The organism is Nitrospiraceae bacterium, assembly GCA_020632595.1.
In the GTDB taxonomy this organism is placed as follows: Bacteria; Nitrospirota; Nitrospiria; order Nitrospirales; family UBA8639; genus Nitrospira_E.
The window spans coordinates 765,642-785,983 of sequence record JACKFF010000001.1 but is presented as its reverse complement, the minus strand read 5'-3'; the positions used below and the strand labels follow the sequence as shown (position 1 = coordinate 785,983).

22 protein-coding genes are annotated in these 20,342 nt (G+C 47.0%); 21 read left to right on the top strand and 1 reads right to left on the bottom strand.

The features are described from left to right. Window positions 1-6: 6 nt before the first annotated feature. From infA to glnD, 21 genes are all read left to right on the top strand, one after another. Window positions 7-225, top strand: coding sequence for a translation initiation factor IF-1 (gene infA, locus H6750_03560; protein MCB9773389.1), 219 nt, complete (start codon window positions 7-9; stop codon window positions 223-225). Between the two features lie 11 nt (window positions 226-236). After that, window positions 237-350, top strand: coding sequence for a 50S ribosomal protein L36 (rpmJ, locus tag H6750_03555; GenBank protein MCB9773388.1), 114 nt, complete (start codon window positions 237-239; stop codon window positions 348-350). Between the two features lie 63 nt (window positions 351-413). Then, a complete protein-coding gene (gene rpsM / locus H6750_03550) occupies window positions 414-785 on the top strand; it encodes a 30S ribosomal protein S13 (protein MCB9773387.1) in 372 nt (123 codons plus the stop codon). A gap of 20 nt (window positions 786-805) precedes the next feature. Further along, on the top strand, window positions 806-1,189 hold the full coding sequence (rpsK, locus tag H6750_03545) for a 30S ribosomal protein S11 (protein MCB9773386.1): 384 nt from the start codon (window positions 806-808) through the stop codon (window positions 1,187-1,189). A 64-nt stretch (window positions 1,190-1,253) separates the two neighbouring features. Then, complete coding sequence (gene rpsD, locus H6750_03540) at window positions 1,254-1,883, top strand: 30S ribosomal protein S4 (protein MCB9773385.1); 630 nt, start codon at window positions 1,254-1,256, stop codon at window positions 1,881-1,883. 93 nt (window positions 1,884-1,976) lie between these two features. After that, window positions 1,977-2,951 carry a DNA-directed RNA polymerase subunit alpha gene (locus H6750_03535; GenBank protein ID MCB9773384.1) on the top strand — a complete coding sequence of 325 codons (975 nt, stop codon included), beginning with the start codon at window positions 1,977-1,979 and terminating at the stop codon, window positions 2,949-2,951. A gap of 22 nt (window positions 2,952-2,973) precedes the next feature. Next, window positions 2,974-3,372, top strand: coding sequence for a 50S ribosomal protein L17 (gene rplQ / locus H6750_03530; GenBank protein ID MCB9773383.1), 399 nt, complete (start codon window positions 2,974-2,976; stop codon window positions 3,370-3,372). 112 nt (window positions 3,373-3,484) lie between these two features. After that, window positions 3,485-4,138, top strand: coding sequence for an LPS export ABC transporter periplasmic protein LptC (lptC, locus tag H6750_03525; protein ID MCB9773382.1), 654 nt, complete (start codon window positions 3,485-3,487; stop codon window positions 4,136-4,138). A 47-nt stretch (window positions 4,139-4,185) separates the two neighbouring features. Continuing rightward, window positions 4,186-4,662, top strand: a complete 477-nt coding sequence (locus H6750_03520) for a hypothetical protein (GenBank protein MCB9773381.1) — start codon at window positions 4,186-4,188, stop codon at window positions 4,660-4,662. 172 nt (window positions 4,663-4,834) lie between these two features. Further along, window positions 4,835-5,587, top strand: coding sequence for an LPS export ABC transporter ATP-binding protein (lptB, locus tag H6750_03515; protein MCB9773380.1), 753 nt, complete (start codon window positions 4,835-4,837; stop codon window positions 5,585-5,587). A gap of 20 nt (window positions 5,588-5,607) precedes the next feature. Further along, the gene (gene rpoN / locus H6750_03510; protein ID MCB9773379.1) at window positions 5,608-7,125 is read left to right on the top strand and encodes an RNA polymerase factor sigma-54; all 1,518 of its coding nucleotides are present in this window, start codon (window positions 5,608-5,610) and stop codon (window positions 7,123-7,125) included. A 134-nt stretch (window positions 7,126-7,259) separates the two neighbouring features. Then, window positions 7,260-8,177: an RNase adapter RapZ gene (gene rapZ, locus H6750_03505; protein MCB9773378.1), complete on the top strand. Its 918-nt coding sequence runs from the start codon at window positions 7,260-7,262 to the stop codon at window positions 8,175-8,177. Window positions 8,178-8,513: 336 nt separating this feature from the next. Then, window positions 8,514-9,584: a pilus assembly protein PilM gene (pilM, locus tag H6750_03500; protein ID MCB9773377.1), complete on the top strand. Its 1,071-nt coding sequence runs from the start codon at window positions 8,514-8,516 to the stop codon at window positions 9,582-9,584. Window positions 9,585-9,672: 88 nt separating this feature from the next. Beyond that, window positions 9,673-10,140 carry a PilN domain-containing protein gene (locus H6750_03495; protein ID MCB9773376.1) on the top strand — a complete coding sequence of 156 codons (468 nt, stop codon included), beginning with the start codon at window positions 9,673-9,675 and terminating at the stop codon, window positions 10,138-10,140. Beyond that, on the top strand, window positions 10,137-10,730 hold the full coding sequence (gene pilO / locus H6750_03490) for a type 4a pilus biogenesis protein PilO (protein ID MCB9773375.1): 594 nt from the start codon (window positions 10,137-10,139) through the stop codon (window positions 10,728-10,730). The genes H6750_03495 and pilO overlap by 4 nt, the downstream gene beginning before the upstream one ends. Then, complete coding sequence (locus H6750_03485; protein MCB9773374.1) at window positions 10,705-11,316, top strand: hypothetical protein; 612 nt, start codon at window positions 10,705-10,707, stop codon at window positions 11,314-11,316. The genes pilO and H6750_03485 overlap by 26 nt, the downstream gene beginning before the upstream one ends. A 225-nt stretch (window positions 11,317-11,541) precedes the next feature. Further along, window positions 11,542-12,702 carry a chorismate synthase gene (gene aroC / locus H6750_03480; protein MCB9773373.1) on the top strand — a complete coding sequence of 387 codons (1,161 nt, stop codon included), beginning with the start codon at window positions 11,542-11,544 and terminating at the stop codon, window positions 12,700-12,702. A gap of 79 nt (window positions 12,703-12,781) precedes the next feature. Beyond that, a complete protein-coding gene (locus tag H6750_03475) occupies window positions 12,782-13,948 on the top strand; it encodes a 3-dehydroquinate synthase (protein ID MCB9773372.1) in 1,167 nt (388 codons plus the stop codon). A 1-nt stretch (window position 13,949) separates the two neighbouring features. After that, complete coding sequence (locus H6750_03470; GenBank protein MCB9773371.1) at window positions 13,950-15,203, top strand: GAF domain-containing protein; 1,254 nt, start codon at window positions 13,950-13,952, stop codon at window positions 15,201-15,203. A 175-nt stretch (window positions 15,204-15,378) separates the two neighbouring features. After that, a complete protein-coding gene (locus tag H6750_03465; GenBank protein ID MCB9773370.1) occupies window positions 15,379-17,172 on the top strand; it encodes an NAD+ synthase in 1,794 nt (597 codons plus the stop codon). A gap of 55 nt (window positions 17,173-17,227) precedes the next feature. Further along, the gene (gene glnD, locus H6750_03460) at window positions 17,228-19,921 is read left to right on the top strand and encodes a [protein-PII] uridylyltransferase (protein ID MCB9773369.1); all 2,694 of its coding nucleotides are present in this window, start codon (window positions 17,228-17,230) and stop codon (window positions 19,919-19,921) included. A 66-nt stretch (window positions 19,922-19,987) separates the two neighbouring features. Here the strand turns inward: glnD and H6750_03455 are convergent, their stop codons facing one another. Next, entirely contained in the window at window positions 19,988-20,275 is a 288-nt protein-coding gene (locus H6750_03455) for a hypothetical protein (GenBank protein MCB9773368.1), read from the bottom strand. Window positions 20,276-20,342: the final 67 nt, after the last annotated feature.

Genomic DNA, 20,342 nt, shown 5'->3' with positions numbered 1-20,342 from the left:
TTCCTCATGGGGAAAGAAGACATTATTGAAGTTCAAGGGTCGGTTACGGAAACTTTGCCGAATGCGATGTTTCGGGTTCAGTTGGAAAACGGGCATAAGATTTTAGCTCATATTTCCGGGAAGATGCGAATGCATTTTATAAGAATTTTGCCAGGAGATAAGGTGACAGTGGAACTATCTCCATATGACCTGACTCGTGGACGGATTACCTATCGGTTTAAATAGAGGTTGTTATCGTGAAAGTCAAATCATCAGTAAAACCTATTTGTGTTAAATGTAAGGTCATTCGCCGCAAAGGGGTTGTAAGGGTGCTCTGTACAAACCCCAAACACAAGCAGCGGCAAGGCTAAGATGCGTTGATGTTCGGTAGGGATTGATTACCTTAATCCCCAAAGAAGAGAGGAAAGTAAGCAATGGCTCGAATCGCAGGCGTAGAGTTGCCGGTAGGAAAACGGATTGACGTTGGATTAACTTATATTTTTGGGATTGGTCCGGCCAGTTCGCGAGATATATTACGAAAGACAGGAGTGGCTCCTGAAACAAGGGTGAAGGATCTCCATGAAGATGAGGTTGTCCGATTGCGTGAGACAATTGATAAGGATTACGACGTAGAGGGTGACCTAAGAAAAGAGATCACGATGAGTATCAAGCGTTTGATGGATATTGGCACTTATCGAGGGTTACGACATCGGAAGGGTTTACCTGTGAGAGGCCAAAGGACGAAAACAAACTCACGAACGAGAAAAGGTCGACGTGGAGCGATCGGCGGAAAAGTCAGGAAATAAGCTGCTGAAAGGGAACTCTCATGAGTGTTAAAAAGGGAAAAAAGAAGGAAAGAAAAGTTTTACAAGTTGGGATCGTGCATATCATGGCCTCTTTCAATAATACTATTGTAACGATCACGGACATGACCGGTGGGGCTGTAACCTGGGCTAGTGCAGGTAGCCAGGGATTTAAGGGATCCAGGAAGAGTACCCCTTTTGCTGCTACGCGTGCCGGTGAAGTCGCTGCCAAAAAGGCCATGGAGTTTGGCTTACGACAAGTGGATGTCTATGTCAATGGCCCTGGATCTGGACGTGAAGCCGCAGTAAGGGCACTTCAATCAGCTGGCTTGCGGGTCAATCTTATTCGTGATGTGACACCGATTCCCCATAATGGGTGTCGGCCTCCAAAACGAAGACGAGTCTAATTTTTTCGAGGGATCTTTTTAAATTATCGTTTTCTCGTGAACTGGAGATAGGGGGAGAAAGTCCATGGCCAAGTATACTGGTCCGGTTTGTCGGTTATGTCGGCGTGAAGGAGTAAAGCTGTTTTTGAAAGGGACCAGGTGTATGACGGAGAAATGCGCCATTGAGCGCAGAAGTTATCCACCTGGGCAGCATGGGCAGTCGCGCCGAGGGCGTGCGACGGAATACGGTACTCAGCTAAGGGAAAAACAAAAGCTTCGACGCGTGTATGGTATGCAGGAACGGCAATTCCTCAATACCTACCACCGAGCGGTTCGCCGGAAGGGAATAACAGGCGAGCATTTGTTGAGCCTGCTTGAACGCAGACTTGATAACGTTGTCTATCGACTAGGATTTGCCTCATCACGTGGCCAAGCCAGACAGTTGGTCAATCACGGTCATGTGATGTTGAATGGCAGAAAGGTCACAATTGCTTCGGTGACTGTGAACATTGGGGATATTATCGAAATCAAGGAAAAGAGTCGTCAGCTTGTACCGGTCCAAGCCGCTTTAGAAATTACTAGTGGCCGAGGAGTGCCCAATTGGTTAGAGATGGAGCGAAATATCTTAAAGGGTACCGTCCAAGCCATTCCCACTAAGCAGGACATTGATGTATTGGTCAATGAACAAATTGTAGTGGAGCTGTACTCACGGTAATTGTAATGCCGGAGATAGAGCGGATGTTGCGAATTGATCACTTACATGGCCTTGGGACCAAGAAAGGGAGACGCGATCCTTATGATAAATAGCATGAAGGATTTCCAAATACCAACGAAGCTGGAATTGGAAAAGGACACTGCTTCACCTACTTATGGCAGGTTTACGGCTGAGCCATTTGAACGAGGTTTTGGAACTACAATGGGGAATTCCCTCAGGCGGGTTTTACTCTCTTCGCTTCCTGGGGCGGCTGTCACCTCCGTAAAAATTGAAGGAGTGTATCATGAGTTTTCGACCATACCAGGGGTGACTGAGGATGTCACTATTCTCATTTTGAACATTAAAGCATTGCGGTTGCGTTTACATTCTGATAAGGCTAAGGCCATCCGTTTGAAAAAGAAGGGCCCCGGCGAGGTGTTCGCCGCAGATTTTTCCGTAGACCCGGACGTGGTGATCTTGAATCCGGATTTTCATATTGCTACTTTAGATAAAGATGGGATGTTAGATATTGAACTTATTGTGAAGCCAGGACGTGGGTATGTCCCCGCAGAACGAAATAAAGAAGAGGGGTTGCCAATTGGTGTCATTCCGGTAGACTCTGTTTTCTCTCCCATTAAACGGGTGAATTTCAGCGTAGAAAGTGCTCGAGTTGGTCGGATTACGGATTACGATAAACTGATTCTTGAAGTCTGGACGGACGGAAGCATATCTCCACAGGAAGCTGTCACTTCAGCAGCAGGAATTCTTCGCGACCATTTGGATATTTGCCTCCCCTCTGAGGAGAGGGGTGAGCCGGCTCCAGAAGAAGGCGGAGATGAGAGCAAGTTGTTGATCAATCAACATCTATTTCGAAGTGTGAATGAATTGGAGCTTTCGGTTCGCGCTGCAAATTGCCTGAAAAATGCTAATATTAAATCTATAGGTGATTTAGTACAAAAAAGCGAAAATGAAATGTTGAAGACCAAAAACTTTGGTAAAAAATCCTTAAATGAAATTAAAGAGGTCCTAGCAGAAATGGGGTTGGCCTTAGGAACCAAAGTGAGCGAAGTAACAGAATCCCATACCTAACTTTTTTCAAAGGACGTGTATTGTGCGTCATCGAAAACGCGGAAGACAATTAGGACGAAATAGCAAGCATCGGTTGGCATTATTCAGGAATATGGTGACATCGCTCATGGAACATGAGCGAATTGAAACCACGGAGGCCAAAGCGAAAGAGCTACGTGGTATCACTGATAGGTTGATTACGCTTGGGAAGCAGGGAACTCTTCAAGCCAGGCGTGGGGCCTTGCGTGTGTTACGGACCAAGCAAACTGTTCAAAAACTTTTTGATGATGTTGCCAAGCGCTTTCCTGAACGAAACGGTGGGTATACAAGGATCATTAAAACTCGCCAACGACCAGGTGATGCTGCAAAACTGGTAGCTATTGAATTGGTCGAAAAAGGGAATGAACCCGAGAAAGTGGTTGCTTCTTCTCCGTCCAGTTAGGAATGAACAGGACTACGCCTTTTAAAATTTAATTTTTCACTGCTTCCGTTTCTTCAACATAGTTTCTTCTCTCCGCTTTCGATACTTCACAGGGTTAAGGTCTTTTATTTACTTGGCCTGGACCCTGTGCTATTCTTTTTTATGGGTTTTTTACCCTAAGGGTGGTCTTTCGACCAAGCAAGTATTAATGCAATTTTATGGTACGAGGGCCATTTTAACTTTGCTTGTTTTAGGTATGGCAGGATTTATTGGATATCGTGTGATAAATCACATGCAAACGCGAAGCCAGGAAACCACTTCTGTAACTTTAGAGGAACAGCAGGGCGCGGATGCTTGGATTCATGGGTTTACCTACCGCCAAACTCAATCCGGATCCACAAAATGGATTGTAAATGCGAATCAGGCGAAGGTGTTTGAAAAAGAGCATGTAGCTAAGCTGGAGACGGTTCTTGTGCGGCTTTTCGATAGTGCATTTCAGAAAGAACAATTGCGAATCACCTCTGAAGAAGGTGTCATGAATACTTCCAATAATGATTTTGAACTAGTGAGCAAAAACGAGAAAACCGTAATTACATTTGAGTCTGGTTTTCAAGTATTTTCAGATAAACTGACCTGGAACGAACAATCACGGCAGATTTACACCACGGATCAAGTCACCATCAAGGGAGATGGGTTAATCATTACTGGAACAGGATTAGAGGGAGACGTGGATAAAAATGAATTCCATTTGCTCAAGAATGTTCGTGCTGAGGTGGTGTCGCCATAAGAGTTTCGTCGCCGATCTCACTTGGGTGGTTGATATTCTGGCTAATTTTGGTTCTTGGTCCCATCGTAGCAAAAGCAGAAGGGCCGAAAACCTCTACGGTCATTACTTCCAATACAATGACAGCCAGTAGCGAAAAAAACCAAGCTATTTTTAAGGGGTCGGTCAAAATGGTTCAAGGTGAACTGGTAGTACATTCTGATGTAATGATTGTGTATTTTAAAGAAAAGTCAGGCTCAGATCTCCCTTCGTCCACACCTTCAGGAGCCAAATCAGAATCGGGAAAAGAAATTAGTTATATTGAAGCGAAGGGTAAGGTTAGAATCGAAAAAGGGGAAAGTCGGGCTACTAGTCAATATGCTTTGTATTACAAAGCAGAGGAAAAGGTTATTTTGACGGGATCTCCGGTAGCCTGGCAAGCAGGGACTAGGATTAGTGGTCCAAAGATGACCATGTTTTTAAAAGAAAACCGTAGCGTGGTGGAAGGTGGAACCCAAGTAATTATTGAAGAATCCGAGCAAAATTAAAAATTGCAGGAGTGTCAAATTAGATTTACTGGGTCGTTCAAAGTATTTCAATGTGCTCACAAAAAGTATTCAAGGTGTAATCGAACAGATAGGATGCCTGGTAGTCGATCATCAAGTTGAGCACCAGGATTCGCTATGATCAGTAGCTGCACGATTGAATCAAGGAACTCCAATGTCTGAAGCAGTGGCGAAGTCTCTTCACAAAATTTCGGCCAAAGATTTAAAAAAGAGTTTTAAGGGTCGTCAAGTCGTTAGAGGCGTCAGTTTGGAATTGTTGGGAGGAGAAGTTGTTGGCCTTCTTGGACCCAATGGTGCTGGTAAGACTACAATTTTTGATATGGTCGTAGGGCTCTGTCAACCAGATCATGGGGAAATATTTCTCAACAACCATGAAATAACTGCCCTGCCCATGTACAAGCGAGCGAGGCAGGGAATTGGTTACTTGCCCCAAGAAGCTTCAATTTTTCGACGGCTTTCTGTTGAGGACAATGTGTTAGCTGTCTTGGAGACATTAGATCTTTCCACCTCTACCCGAAAAACCAGATTAGATGAATTGTTAGAGGAATTGGATCTGACTCGGCTTCGTACGCATGGTTCCTTTACCCTCTCGGGAGGAGAACGTCGACGATTGGAGATTACCAGGGCCCTAGCTACAAACCCAAAATTTTTACTCCTAGATGAGCCGTTTGCCGGGATTGATCCAATTGCGGTGGGAGATATCCAAGATATTTTGACCAATTTAAAAAAGAAAAATATCGGCATTCTGATTACAGACCACAATGTCCAGGACACGCTTTCCATTACCGACCGAGCCTATATAATAAGCGAAGGAACCATTTTAGAAAGTGGTCCACCTGATGTCATTGTAAATAGTCCAAAAGCCAGGGCTGTCTATCTGGGCGAGCGTTTCAAAATGTTCCAATAACGAGGAAGTGGGTTTCTGCAATGGATCTTCGGTTAGACCTTCGGTTATCTCAAAAGTTGGTGATGACCCCCCAACTGCAACAAGCGATTAAGCTGTTGCAACTCTCTCGTTTAGAGCTTCAGCAGGTTCTGGCTCAACACTTAGTGGAAAATCCCCTCTTAGAAGATTTGGCATTGGAATCCCTGGATGAAGAAGCTTCGGTGGGAGAGGAGCACTCGGAGCCGGCGAAAGAGTCTGATGGCGAAAGCGAAGCTTCCGGTGATGGCGCCGAAATTCAACCAACCGTCAAGGAAGGTGAACCATTGTCCTCCGAAGAGTGGGACAATATTTTAGGGAATGACTGGCGGCCCGCTCAGCGGGATGAAGCTTACTCGGGAGATGAAGAATTTCCTTCATATGAGCAAACGCTTACCAAACCGACTTCTCTTGAAGAGCATCTAGATTGGCAGCTCCGTCTCTCATCTCTCGCAGGGGAAGACCGGGATATTGGCAGAATGATCATTGGCAATTTGGATGAAGACGGGTATATGCGCGTGCCTCTTCCCGAATTAGCTGAAGACGCTAAATGCTCTGTTGAACATGTTGAAGAGGTACTCCGCCAGATTCAGCAATTTGATCCACCAGGAGTGGCGGCACGGGATTTAGCAGAATGTCTATTGATCCAACTAGATCATCTACAACATGATGAGACTGATTTCACCTCTCATCTGCATACTGCGGTACCGATGAATGTGGTGGCGACTATTCTGAAAGATCATTTAGTTGATCTTCAGAAAAAACGATATCAGTCCGTGGCCAAAACATTGAACGTGACTCTGGATGAAGTCTATGAAGCTGTCCGGGTGATAGAGAGTTTAGAGCCGAAGCCAGGACGCCCTTATTTTTCGGATAGTAATTCGATTATTATTCCGGATGTCTACGTCGTCAAGTATGAAGGGGAGTGGGTCGTGCTGTTGAATGATGATGGGCTCCCTCGATTGAGAATCAGTCCATATTATCGGAGACTCCTTTCCCATTCAGGGGAAGATGCTGGGAACACGAAAAACTATCTTGAGGAAAAATTGAAAGGCGCACAGTGGATTATTCGGAGCATTGATCAACGCAACAAAACTATTGTGAAAGTCGTCAAAAGCCTGGTGAAGTTTCAAGAAGCGTTTTTAGAAAAAGGGGTTCAGTATCTTCGGCCATTGGTCTTGAAGCAGGTGGCCGAAGATGTGGGTATGCACGAGTCCACAATAAGCCGGGTGACGACCAATAAATATTTGCATTGCCCTCAGGGCATTCTTGAACTGAAATTCTTTTTTAATGCAGGGATTCAACGGGCTGACAACCGTGGAGAGGATATGTCCTCTGTCACTGTTCGTGAGATGATTCGGGAGATGGTGGCACAAGAAGATGCAGCCAACCCGTTGAAAGATCAGGAGATCGTCTCCAGACTCCGTCATAAAAATATCTTGATTGCTCGTCGAACTGTAGCGAAATATCGAGCTGAATTACATATTGCTTCTGCTAGCCAACGCAAGCGAATTCCCACATAGTTGTATGCAGCGGGCTTCAGGTCTTAGCCCCAAATGTGAATATTTCAGATAATTGTTCTCATTGAGTTTCCGGTTCCTGCTAACCTGGATGGTCAATGAGTAGGTTCATGCCCGATGATTGTAAAGGCGTCATGATGCCGCAGGAAATACCTGAATCGTCTTTGAAACACGATCCGTTGCCTCTTCAATTGATGATGGTGACGGGGACATCGGGATCTGGCAAGACCCAAGCTTTGAAGTGTTTGGAAGATTTAGGCTTTTTCTGTGTAGATAATCTTCCGCCAGCCTTATTTCAAAAATTCACTGAATTGTGTATCCAACCAGACAAAGATGTGAAAAAGGTGGCCTTGGGGATTGATATTCGTGAGCGGGCTTTTTTTGAAGATTTGTTAAGCAATCTTGAGGCCTTGCAGAGTGATGGCTGTCAAGTTGAATTGCTCTTTTTAGAGGCACAGGATGATATATTAGTCAGGCGTTTTTCTGAATCACGGCGTCCACATCCATTACTCCCGCATCGGCCCATAATTGAGGGCATACAATTAGAGCGTGAACGGCTACAAAGCCTCAGGGCTAGAGCCCATCGCGTGCTGGATACGTCAGAATTTTCTGTCCACGACCTTAAAGCCTGGATAATTAAACATTATCGAGAGCGGGGTGAGGGACAAGCCCTAAAAATTAGTCTCATGAGTTTTGGCTATAAATTCGGGGTGCCCTTCGATGTGGACATGGTTTTTGATGTTCGATTCCTTCGCAATCCTCATTTTGTGCCCGACCTTCAGCCATTAACGGGGGAACATGCCGATATTCAACGCTTTGTCTTAGACACAAGGGAAGCTAAGGTCTTTCTCGAGCACTTGAAGGAATTATTTACTTTTTTGTTGCCATTGTTCGAAAGGGAACAACGAAGTTATGTTACGGTTGCTTTCGGGTGTACGGGCGGACGACATCGTTCGGTGGCGATCGTCCTATGCATGAAAGATACTTTGAAGACATTAGGTTATGACGTCACGATTCACCATCGAGAAATTTCAAAAGAGGCTACACCAGGGTAGTTTCCCTTCTTCCTTGAGTAGACTTTTCGACAGAATCAGATTCTACAATTTCAGAATTTTTTGTATTTAATTGCTATTTTTTCCGTAGTCTTTTTTCTGAAACAAAGATTCTGACCCCTCATTAAGCAGTCTTGAATCATTGAGCCATCCCTAATATAGGGGGAATGCGACTCGCGGCGTCTTGCTCAGATGTTGTGAGTGCCTCCAGGTAAAACCATCAACAAATCTAGGTAAAAGCATGACATCATATTGGGGGATGGCACTTATGGGAAGAATCCCGATAAAACCCAATTGAGGTCAAGGGCCCTTTGCCGATTATTGTTGGACTGAAAAAAGATGAACACAGTTTGGGAAGGCATTGTAGGGAGGGTCAGAGGATTTTCGTGGAAAAGTCAGAATGTAACAGGCGTGGATGTGGGGTCTCGATTGTTGAAGGCGGTGACTCTACAGCCTGGCCATACATCCCCTATCCTAAAGGGTTTTGTGCTTGAATCGCTTCCCTTTACACGTAATCAAAATTCTCAAACTGATCTGGAGAATGACCCAAATCTGGTCCGATTTCTTCGAACCCAGTTATCACCTTTTACCCGTGCGGTGGGAATTACGGTTTCGAGTCCTCACGTCTTGTTAAAGAGACTGGCGCTTCCCTATATGTCGGAAAAGGATCTTCGAGAACACCTAGCTTTGGAGCTTGACCGGTATATTCCTCTTGATGCTCTAGGTGCGGTATGGGACGTGTATCAACACAAAGAATCTGATGCCCTGGACAACGAAAAAGTTCAAGCTGTTCTCGTTGTAGCAAAAAAAGAATTTATAGAGGGGCAAATGCGACAATTTGAAGGACAAGGGATGCACGTGCGTTTTGTCGACGTGGATGCCTTTTCACTGGTGAATGTGGTTGCCTACAACTATGGCCATGAAGGAACGTGGATGATTATTCATCTCGGGCCAACCGGCATTCTTTCGGTGATGATGGAAGAAGGGAGTCTGGTGCATACGCATCAAGTATCCTACGAGGTCGAGTGGTATGGAGACTTGCTTGACGGGGTGCAACCGGCTTTGGCATCGGCGGATGATGGCTTTAAGTTAGGCGCCTCGGAAACTCTACTCCTTGAACAATTTTACAACGAAACGATTAAGCAGATCGCTGAAACTATCAAGCATGCTACAGAAGGAACTGGCACGGGAAAGGTGCAGGGCGTGTTCCTGTCTGGGGGCTATTCGATGCTGGAGGGACTTCAATCGAGGCTCGCTGATTCATTGGGCCTCTCTGTCACCAGGGTTAACCCGTTTAAAAGAATCAACGTTCCTCAGGAGATGCAACAGGATTCTCGCTTTCAGAAAGCTTTGCCGATATTTGGTGTTGCGGTTGGAGCGGCATTGCGTGGGGCAATTCCTCATGATTGAAATTAATTTAGCTCGTTCACTTCAGCGGCCAGTTAATACACATGAGTATTCGAGGCTGTTTTGTTGGCTAGTGGGGATAGTGGTATTCATGGGTTTTGGTGTGGCGAGTTGGTGGTGGACGCAATCTTTGCAAGAACAGGTTGATGCATTGGTCCAGGAAAAGATAGTCAAAATACAGGATCTGGCTCACTTAAAGAAAAGCTTCGAGAAATTGCAGGGTTTTCATGAACAAAAAGTCCTCTTTATGACCTCCATCAAGCAGCTCAATGATCAGGAGAGAGAAAAGGCTTGGCCGGTCAAAATGCTCGATGGAGTCAGTCGAAATGTTGAAAAGCTTGATATCTGGTTGGAGCGAGTACAACTTGAATCACGGGTGGTGGAATTGCGGGGACAATCATTGGCACTAGAAGATATTGGTAAATTTATGGAGGGGTTGGAGAATGATGGAATTATTGTGAGTTTACCTGTAGTGGAGATTCTTGATGACCCGGGAGGAGAATCAGATGTCTTTTCATTTATGATTCGTTTTGTATGGGATCAACAGGTGACCACATGATGGTAGAGTGGAAGTCATTATCCCTTTGTTGTCGATTCAGTTTCCTGTTTGGAGTGATGCTCGTCTGTCTGTTGGGTATTCACTTCCTGATGTGGGATACAATGAATGACTCGATTAAGCAATTGCAAGAGGAAGTTTCTCGCCTAGACCAGGAGAGTCGAGGGCTTACTCAAAAAACAGAATCACTAAAAATCATAGAGCAGGAAGTCAACAGCTTGCGTGATAATTTAGCCGCTCGAGTTCAACAATTTCCTGAAAATATAGAATCAAAAATCTTTCGAAGGGATGTCATCGAAATTGCAAAGCGAAGGAATTTGACCGTTCGGGTATGGAAACCTGAACCTCCTTTAACCCAGCTTCAGCATTCTGAATTTTCGATACCCATTGTCCTCAGAGTAGAAGGGAATTTCCAAGGGACCGTTCAATTTTTGGATGATTTGCGGCAGCTTGCATGGGTTGAACAAATCCCTTCCATTACTCTGGCCGGAAAGCCAGACAACGAACATTCACCTCTCGTCAGCACAAATCTGGTGATGCACGGGTTAACTCCCCTAGGGATTGAACATGTTCAGCAGCTGCTTAAAACATAAGCAAACCGATCAATCTCAGGCGGGATTGCGATATTCTGGAGGCATAGACATTCGAAGCCGGGTCACCACAATGTCTGCCTATCTGAGAGGGTTCGTGTGCTACTCGGTCTGTGTTTGGGGTGTGCTAAATTTGGGGGGGGAGATGGGTGTGGTGGCTGCGGAAAGCACCTCGTCATCGACTGCTTCCCACAACAGGTTAATTAGATCCAGTCTGGTTGAGGACAATTCCCGCCGAAATGACGGGGGTCGTCGAGACCCTTTCAAGCGGATACCTCAGCCGCGTCTAGCAAATCCTAAAGTTACGACACCACCGGATAAGGACTCGAAAAAAGTTCCCTTGCTGGATAATCCGCATTGGAGACTGCTTGGCGTGATTCATGGCCGAGATGGGCACCAGGCGATCATTCAAGTCTCTCCATCGAAGCGAGTTCTGGTGCAAACGGGATCTCAACTCGATCGCTCAGGATGGACGATTAAGACCATCAGTGAGAAAGAGGTGCTCCTTGAGTACCTCTCCTCGGGCGCCTCATTGAATGGCGCTTCCTCGCCAAGAACCTTCATTCTTTCCTTTCCCACCATCCAATAATCATTATGAATATTCTGGTTGAGAAAGGCTGAAAAAACCTTCATAATCTGTACCCCGGCAGTCCGGTGGAGAGTTCTTTGACTCGTTCCGCAATGGGACTTGGTGATTGATCATTATCCGTATCCCAAGGCTGCAGCTACAGACTTGGATCGACTGTCATAGTCATTCAGGATGGGAAAATCTTAAGAGGGAACATGCTACCGGCATGAGCCAAAAAGGAATGCCATGTTGCGATATTTAAATGCGGGAGAATCTCATGGAAGAGGTCTAATGGCTGTGGTCGAAGGGGTTCCGTCTGGATTGCCGGTCACGGCCGAAGGGATTAATGCGGATTTGATTCGCCGCCAGGGCGGATATGGGCGTGGCGGTCGGATGCGAATTGAAAAAGACCGGATTGAGTTTATTTGTGGAGTTCGAAAAGGGAAAACTTTGGGAAATCCACTAGGACTCTTGATTTGGAATAAAGATTGGGAAAACTGGAAGGACATCATGGCGTCCGAACCTGGTCCCCCTTCCACTGAACGAGTGGTGACTCGTCCACGGCCGGGACATGCAGATTTGGTTGGAGCTATCAAATATGGTCACAGCGATATCCGCAATGTGCTAGAAAAGGCCAGTGCCAGGGAAACAGCAATTAGGGTTGCCATTGGTGGTGTGGCGAAATCGTTGCTGGCTGAGTTTGATATGCGGGTGGTCAGTTACACAATGAACATTGGAGGGGTCGCAGCTCCCAGTCCGAAGGATCCGTTGATAGCGTATGAACATGCAGAACAATCTGAGGTGCGATGTCATGACCCTGAGACGGCAAAAAAAATGGTTGAACAGATTCGGGCAGCTAAGCATAAAGGGGATTCCTTAGGCGGAATTTTTGAGGTTGTGGTCACGAACGTCCCAATCGGGCTGGGGACCTATGCTCAATGGGATCGGCGCCTAAGTGCTCGCTTGGCATTTGCTGCCATGAGTATTCAAGCGATGAAGGGGGTAGAGATTGGCATGGGATTTGAGTCGGCCCGCCGTTTTGGATCTGAAGTGCATGATGACATTTATTTCGACAAAGCCACAGGGCAATTTATTAGAAAATCGAACAATGCCGGTGGGTTGGAAGGCGGTATTACGAATGGGCAACCGATCGTTCTGCGAGTGGCCATGAAACCCATTGCGACTCTCTATACCCCCAAAGACAGTGTGGACATCGAAACTAAAGAACCGTTTGAGGCCACGGTAGAGCGTTCAGATATTTGTACTGTTCCAGCTGCCGGCGTCGTGGGCGAAGCGGTGATTGCCTATGAAATGGCCAATGCCCTGATTGAAAAATTTGGTGGAGATACCTTGGATGAAATGAAAAGAAATTTTGAAGCGTATCAAGAATATGTCCGCACGTTTTGATCCTCCTGCCCTGAGCTCCACTCGTGGCAGGTTTCTATCGTTTCTTGGAATACAACTGCTTTGTGGTGACTTCCGCTAGATGAAGACCTCTGAAAGTTCGAATCACGTTCCGGTTTCTTTGGGAGATCGGAGTTATCAAGTCCTTATTCAACCGCATATTCTGCCTCAAATAGGTCGTGTGCTTCAGGATGTAGGATTGGCAGGGCGAGTTGCTATTGTGACCAATCCAGTTGTCAATGAAATTTACGGACGGGTAGTTTTCCGTTCCCTAAAGCGGTGTGGATTTTCTCCATTTCTTGTGGTGATACCTGATGGAGAAAAAGCCAAATCCATGTATTGGTTGTCAAAAATACTGGATGAACTGGTCACCCAACGACTTGAACGGCAGGAAGTGGTGTTAGCCTTAGGGGGAGGGGTCGTGGGCGATGTGGCGGGGTTTGCGGCCTCCGTTTATCTGCGCGGAGTTTCATTTGTCCAAGTGCCGACGACATTGGTGGCTCAAGTAGATTCAAGCGTGGGTGGGAAAACAGGGGTCAACCATCCAATAGGGAAAAATTTGATCGGAGCGTTTTACCAGCCACGTGTCGTTGTTGTTGACCCGCAGGCATTGCAATCTCTTCCAAAACGTGAATGGGTAGCAGGGTTAGCCGAGGTGATTAAGTACGGCATGATTGCGGATCTGAAATTTTTTGAATATTTAGAACAACACGTTGAAGACTTACGGGAACAAGCAGAGGATGTCATCCCAACAGTGATTCGGCGGTGTTGTGAAATTAAAGCTGAAGTTGTGGGTGGAGATGAACGGGAATCGGGACGCAGGCGAATTTTGAATTATGGCCACACCGTAGGCCACGCACTGGAAACCTGGGGCCGTTATCGAACATGGATTCATGGAGAGGCGGTAGGAATTGGCATGGTGCAGGAGGCCACAATGGCACATTTTTTAGGGTTGTGTACGAAGGAGCTGGTTGAGCGGCAACGCGACTTGATTCAGGATGTTGGGTTGCCCATTGTCATGCCTTCCATGACGTTTATGGAGCTCTGGGGGGCCATTCAACACGACAAAAAGGTCGTAAATGGTCAAATCAATTGCGTTTTACCTACCACAATCGGGAAGGTCAAGGTCGTTCCCCTGGTTCGACAACGTATTCGCCAATGGTTTACTGCCAGTCAGTCCTCTCGTGGGAAAGGATTGGATCTTCTTCCTCAGGCCGTGAGCCGTCCACATCTATCCAAGAAAAAATAACATGGCTGCAACCCGTCCTTCGACGATAGAAGACCTTAAGCACCTTGTTCGGGAACGGACCCGTGAGGTGCAGATTCTTCACCGAATCAGCGAATCTATTAGTAGTACATTGGAGCTGGAAACGGTATTGAAGCAAATCGTGGAAGTGGTTGTGGAAGTGACGAAGGGGGATGCCTGCTTGTTGTATTTGATTTCTGAAACAACAGACGAGCTTATATTGCGTGCATCGAAAAATCCGCATCCCCGTCTTATCGGGCGCATATCCATCGGTTTGGGAGAAGGCATTACCGGGTGGGTGGCACGAGAAAAAATTCCCGTGGTAATTCCTCGCAATGCAAGTGATGACGCCAGATTTAAGTTTTTTCATCGTCTGCCGGAAGACCGGTATCAGGCGTTTGTGTCAGTCCCCATTACGAGCAAGGGGAAAATGGTCGGTGTCATTAATGTTCAGCATAAGCGGTCAAAGCGGTATGCTGAGGAAACGCTAGCGCTCCTACTGACCATTGCCAATCAGGTCGGCGGCGCCATTGCCAATGCCAGATTGTATGATGATATGCGGCAAAAAGCGCGTCGACTTGAAATCCTTTCCCAAGTCTCGGAAACGGTGGCTTCTAATCGATTGATAGAGGATGTCCTTCAATTAATTGTCACCATGACGGCTCAGCTGATGAATTCAAAAATTTGCTCGATCATGCTTGTCGACCAGGCTTCGGGGGAACTTCGTATTGCCGCCACCCAAAGCCTGAGTGATGCGTACCGGCGAAAGCCACCGTTGAAGGTCGGTCAGAGCATGAGCGGTCGGGCGGTGCAGGATCAGCATCCGGTGTATGTCGCGGATGTGAAGGCAGAAGACGGGTATTTTTATCGGGATTTGGCGAAACAGGAAGGATTGCATTCGTTATTGTCCATTCCCATGCTCATGAAGGAAAATCCGATTGGGGTTATTAATGTATATACTTCCAGTTATCATGCGTTTTCAGACGAAGAGGTTACCACGCTTCAGGCCATTGCGAATCAATCTGCTGTCGCCATTGAGCACACCCGGCTTATGGAAAAATCGTTTGAGATGCAGGAGGCTCTGGAAGTGCGAAAATTGGTAGAGCGTGCTAAAGGGTTTTTAATGGCCTCCAGGGGATTGTCAGAGCCTGAAGCATTTCGTCTTATGCAACGCCAAAGCATGAATCTTCGAAAATCCATGAGGGAAATTGCCGATGCGATTATTCTCGCGGAGGAACTTCAACGGGCGACTCAATAATCATTTCCAGGACGATTTATCCTTGAAATAGGAATTTGAGGAGAGATTCTTTGAACGGATTCTTCATTGCTTGTATAATGCCCTGAGGGATGACAACGACGTTTTCCCGTATATATATGTTAGCGCAAAGGACAATGGCGTCCTCGGTTCCAATGGGACAGAGGACGTTTTTTTTATCATGATGATTCGATTAGCGATGGTGCAGATGAATGCGGTGGTTGGGGATCTTGAGGGGAATACCCGCACTATTTGCGGATGGATTCGAGAGGCGAGGAAAGCTAAAGCCGATGTGGTTGTCTTTCCAGAGTTGGCTGTGTGTGGATATCCTCCAGAAGATCTGCTTCTTATGCCGAAGTTTCTATTTGATATTAGTCGGATGCGGGACCGTATTACCAAAGTCACGACCGGAATTATGGCGGTAGTGGGAAGCGTGATTGAATCTGATCGTTCGGCTCAACAACGGCTCGGGGATCACGGGAAGGATCGAAGGAAGCCATTGAATGCAGCATGGGTTCTGGTCAATGGTCAGGTGAAAAGATCGTATGCCAAATGCAAGCTCCCCAACTATGGGGTGTTTGACGAAGAACGGTATTTTCAACCGGGACGAACCAGTCCGGTCTACGGCCTCGGCCCGTTGCGAATTGGCATTAATATTTGTGAAGACATATGGTTCGCTGATGGTCCGACCAGCTGGCAGGCAGCATATGGGGGCGCTCATCTGGTTCTCAACATTAATGCCTCACCTTATCACGTCGGAAAAACCCAAAATCGTGAACGCATGTTAGCTATTCGGGCGAAAGCCAACAATGTCATGGTCAGTTACACCAATATGGTTGGAGGACAGGATGAATTGGTCTTTGATGGGAATAGTCTCGTCATGGATTCCACCGGTGTGGTCCTTGCGCGAGCAAAAGCCTTCAAAGAAGATTTCCTGCTGACCGATTTGCAGATTCCTGTAACACGAAAGAGGAAATCGAAGGGGCCTGGAAACGCATCTAAAGTTGATGGCGAAGATGTTCGGGTTCCGATGATCCGCACGGGGTGGACGCCGAGGTGGCCAAAATCCGGCGTTCCAGGTGTGAGAAGGCTCACACCGGTAATCGGTGAGTTAGAGGAGATATACCGGGCACTTGTGCTAGGAGTGCAGGATTATGTGAGGAAGAATGCCTTCTCAAGGGTTCTTGTCGGTATCAGCGGAGGGATTGATTCGGCATTGACGGCATTGATTGCTCGGGATGCCTTAGGTGCGTCCAATGTGATGGGTGTAATGATGCCATCCCCCTATACCTCTAAGGAAAGTCGTGAGGATGCACGTCGGCTAGGAGAAAGATTGGGAATCGAGATGCAGCACCTTTCGATCACGAGGGCGTTCAAGGTTTTGCTTGGGGTGCTGGGCAAGTCTTTTCAGGGTTTTCAGGCTGATACGACGGAAGAAAATCTGCAAGCTCGCATCCGAGGAACACTGCTGATGGCTCTTTCCAATAAGTTCGGGTATTTAGTCCTGACTACAGGAAATAAAAGCGAAATGAGTGTGGGGTATGCCACGCTGTACGGCGATATGGCTGGTGGGTTTGCCGTGATCAAAGATATTCCCAAAACGAAGGTGTATCAGCTTTCTCGATGGCGAAGTGAGTATTGGGACTCTGATTTTGATCGAGTGATTATCCCTGAAAGAATTCAGGTGCGTGCTCCTTCTGCTGAGTTGAGGCACGATCAGACGGATCAGGATACCCTCCCTCCCTATCCTGTGTTAGATGCCATTCTGCAAGCCTATGTTGAGGACAATGAGTCAATGGGCAGGATTGTGAAGATGGGCTACGATTCTCATGTTGTGCGAACTATCATGGGAATGGTGGATCGGAGCGAATACAAGCGTCGACAAGCGCCGGTGGGCATTAAAATTACCTCGAGAGCCTTAGGAAAGGATCGGCGCATGCCGATTACGAATCGATATTGTTCGGGAGCTTAATCTGAATGTGTGACAGGTTTAGTGTTGGCGGGAGTTGCCATCGATGAGTGAAGGGATGTCTGTGCCACCTAACGGTTTGACGGGACACAAGGAAGCCTCTCTGGGGCTAGATGTTCTCCAGTCCCAGCGGGAGGTTCTTCGACAACGCTTAATTGAAGGAGCGACCGGCAGTGAGATTACCCAGGCTTTTTCGGATTTCATGGATGCTTTACTGATCGCGCGGTTTCGGGAGGTCATTCAGCAAGGCAATGCCGGTGTGCGAGCTGGATGGCAGCAGTGTTGTTTAGTGGCCATGGGGGGGTATGGGCGTCGGGAGTTAGCTCCCTATTCCGACATCGATGTAATGATTCTCACTCAGGGCAATCAAGGGGAGGTCGCTGAGGCACTGTCTGCGGGAGTCTTTCACCGACTTTGGGATCTTGGGTTTCAAGTTGGGCATAGTGTGCGTACCCTCGCCGAATGTCTAACGATTGCAGAGGCCGATCTAGCTGCCTGTACCTCACTGATGGAATCCAGATTTCTGATCGGCAGTGCTTCAGTGTTTCAGGAGTTTCAAAGAAAATTCGAACGTCGGAGCATCAAGAAACGGGCGCAACGGTTTGTGCTGGATAAAATTCAAGAGCGTGAGAAGGAGTATGCCAAGTTTGGTGAGACGGTCTTTATGCTGGAACCGAATATTAAAAAAAGTAAGGGGGGGCTTCGTGATCTGCATTTGCTGCAATGGGTTGGCCTGGCTCGATATGGAGCGGGGACGATTCAAGAGCTCTCGAATCGGGGAATAATTGCTATTCAGGATTATCAGGTTCTGCAGGAAGCACAGGAATTTCTTTGGCGAGTTCGGTGTTTTTTGCATTTTGAAGCGGGACGGGCTCAAGATATCCTCACCTTCGACGATCAGGTTCGGCTTTCTGCACTTTGGGGATTTGTGGATCATCCTCATTTATTGGCCGTTGAGCAATTTATGCAAGTGTATTTCCGTCATACGACCGGGTTGTTTGATCGTGGGCGGCGGTTTCTTGATCAAGCCAGAGAGGAATCCTGGCTGGACCGGGTTCGCCAATGGTGGCCTCCCCCATTAATTGAGGGGCACTTCCGTATTCTGGAAAACCGGCTGACAATTCAGACGGATAAACTCCTCGAGGTGATGGAAAGCCCCATGTTGCTCCTGAGGTTATTTGTGACATCTCATCGTCAAGCAGTCCCTATTGATTCGCGCATTCTCAATGAATTGTCTCAGCACATGGGAACCCTACCCAATGAGGGGTTTCATACCAAGCCGGTGAGTGGGCTTTTTCGGCAAATTCTGTCAAGCCCCGGTCGGATAGCTCAAATTCTTGAGGCCATGCATCAGGCTAGTCTGCTGGAAAAGCTCGTGCCGGCATTCTCTCGAGTACGTGGCCTCATGCAGTTCAATCAATATCATAAATACACGGTCGATGAGCACAGTCTGCTCGCAGTGAGGGAAGCGGAACGGCTTCAAAATCATCAAGGGATCATCGGAGAGGTATACCGAAACATCCCTGATAAAGACATTTTGCATCTGGCGCTGTTGCTGCATGATTTAGGCAAAGGGCGTCCTGGGGATCATAGTGAAGTCGGTCAGGAAATTGCCCATTTAACAGCTGATCGGTTGGATTTATCTGAGAAGGAACGGCAGACTCTCGCATTCCTGGTTCGCCATCACTTGCAGATGTCGCATACGGCTTTTCGTCGAGATCTTAACGATCCTAAAACCATTGTCACATTTGCCCGATTGGTAAAAACAGTCGGGATGCTTCAAAAACTGTTTATTCTGACTATTGCAGATATATCAGCGGTGGGACCTGAGGTGATGACGAAATGGAAAGAGTCCTTATTAGGGGAACTGTATTCCCTGACCTACGCAGAGCTTGCCGGGGATGCAGGTTCATCAAATTCCGGTGATGGAAGTAAGAATATTTCCCCAGAAACTCGAGACAAACTTATTAAGATTTTAAAGGCCGATCGAAGCGAGGGACATTCTCCTGAACCTGACTGGTCGGAATGGGTGAACGCCAAACTTCAACAACTTCCCAGCCGGTACGTTCAGTCGACACCGGTTGACCAAATGGCGGCGTATCTCCTAGCCATTCGTTCTTTACCTGTCAAGCCGACTCATGTAGAAGCCAGATTCAATCAGGCATCAGGAGTTTCGGAGTATGTTCTGATCACCCGTGAACAGACCAAACCAGGTATTTTTATGCAAGTGGCCGGAGTGTTAGCCGCCATGGGTTTGCAGGTATTGGAAGCGCAGATTATGACACTAAAGGATGGCACGGTGTGGGATGTGTTTTCGGTCCATGATTCAGACTATGAAGGGCCGCCATCTGCCTGGCGCCTGGAGGAAGTGGCGAAGGAAATTCAAGAGGTCGTGGAGGGAAGACAATTAGTTCACCAAATGGTTGAACGACGACGGCGCATGGCTTTTGGTCGTCTATTTCCTACTGGCCGGCATCCCACGGAGGTCCATATTGATCAAGGGCTCTCAGATGCCTTTACGGTGATTGACGTCTTTGCCGATGACAAGCAAGGGTTGCTCTTTGTGATCGCCAAAACGCTGGTTCAATTGGGTCTGTCAATTCATATGGCCAGAATCGGGACCAGGTTAGATCAGGTGGCCGATGTCTTTTATGTGACCAATTCTCAGGGAGAAAAAATCCTGTCCGGTAAGGACTGTGAGGAAATTCAACATACTCTTCATGCGGCGGTTGATCAATTTCTGGATGAATAATTTAGGGCGATCCTGCGTATACGCACCATTTGCTGGCCTGGTGAGTAATCGAAGAGGGCATTTGGATTAGGGTTTTTCAGCCAAAAACCAGCCTTTGGCCATTAGGCATTGTCCTACGGCATCTTCAGAAAGTTTAAATACACGGGAGAGGGTTTCGGAAATCCCCTTCTCGTCAGGGTTGGAAATTAATGATTGGCGGCATTGCCTGACATCCTCCTCAAATTCACCTGGTTGGGCATCTGATTTAGCCCAATACAGTTGAGTTGTGCAGCCAATGGAAAGGAGTATCAATGCAAAAAGTATTTCTTGACGGGGGAAGTAGTGTGTGAGGAAATCACTCATGGTCACTAGCATAACAGATAGGTCATTCTGGGAAAAGAATGCTTCTCATTCAAGATATCGATCAGAAGATGGAAGCTTG

Coding starts and splice junctions, on each gene's coding strand:
- aroC (MCB9773373.1), top strand. CDS start 11,542: ATGTTGCGATATTTAAATGCGGGAGAATCTCATGGAAGAGGTCTAATG.
- pilO (MCB9773375.1), top strand. CDS start 10,137: ATGATGGTAGAGTGGAAGTCATTATCCCTTTGTTGTCGATTCAGTTTC.
- rapZ (MCB9773378.1), top strand. CDS start 7,260: ATGCCGCAGGAAATACCTGAATCGTCTTTGAAACACGATCCGTTGCCT.
- H6750_03470 (MCB9773371.1), top strand. CDS start 13,950: ATGGCTGCAACCCGTCCTTCGACGATAGAAGACCTTAAGCACCTTGTT.
- H6750_03485 (MCB9773374.1), top strand. CDS start 10,705: ATGTTCAGCAGCTGCTTAAAACATAAGCAAACCGATCAATCTCAGGCG.
- rpsM (MCB9773387.1), top strand. CDS start 414: ATGGCTCGAATCGCAGGCGTAGAGTTGCCGGTAGGAAAACGGATTGAC.
- H6750_03495 (MCB9773376.1), top strand. CDS start 9,673: ATGGGTTTTGGTGTGGCGAGTTGGTGGTGGACGCAATCTTTGCAAGAA.
- rpoN (MCB9773379.1), top strand. CDS start 5,608: ATGGATCTTCGGTTAGACCTTCGGTTATCTCAAAAGTTGGTGATGACC.
- H6750_03455 (MCB9773368.1), bottom strand. CDS start 20,275: ATGCTAGTGACCATGAGTGATTTCCTCACACACTACTTCCCCCGTCAA.
- H6750_03535 (MCB9773384.1), top strand. CDS start 1,977: ATGAAGGATTTCCAAATACCAACGAAGCTGGAATTGGAAAAGGACACT.
- infA (MCB9773389.1), top strand. CDS start 7: ATGGGGAAAGAAGACATTATTGAAGTTCAAGGGTCGGTTACGGAAACT.
- glnD (MCB9773369.1), top strand. CDS start 17,228: ATGTCTGTGCCACCTAACGGTTTGACGGGACACAAGGAAGCCTCTCTG.
- lptB (MCB9773380.1), top strand. CDS start 4,835: ATGTCTGAAGCAGTGGCGAAGTCTCTTCACAAAATTTCGGCCAAAGAT.
- H6750_03475 (MCB9773372.1), top strand. CDS start 12,782: ATGAAGACCTCTGAAAGTTCGAATCACGTTCCGGTTTCTTTGGGAGAT.
- pilM (MCB9773377.1), top strand. CDS start 8,514: ATGAACACAGTTTGGGAAGGCATTGTAGGGAGGGTCAGAGGATTTTCG.
- rpsD (MCB9773385.1), top strand. CDS start 1,254: ATGGCCAAGTATACTGGTCCGGTTTGTCGGTTATGTCGGCGTGAAGGA.
- rpsK (MCB9773386.1), top strand. CDS start 806: ATGAGTGTTAAAAAGGGAAAAAAGAAGGAAAGAAAAGTTTTACAAGTT.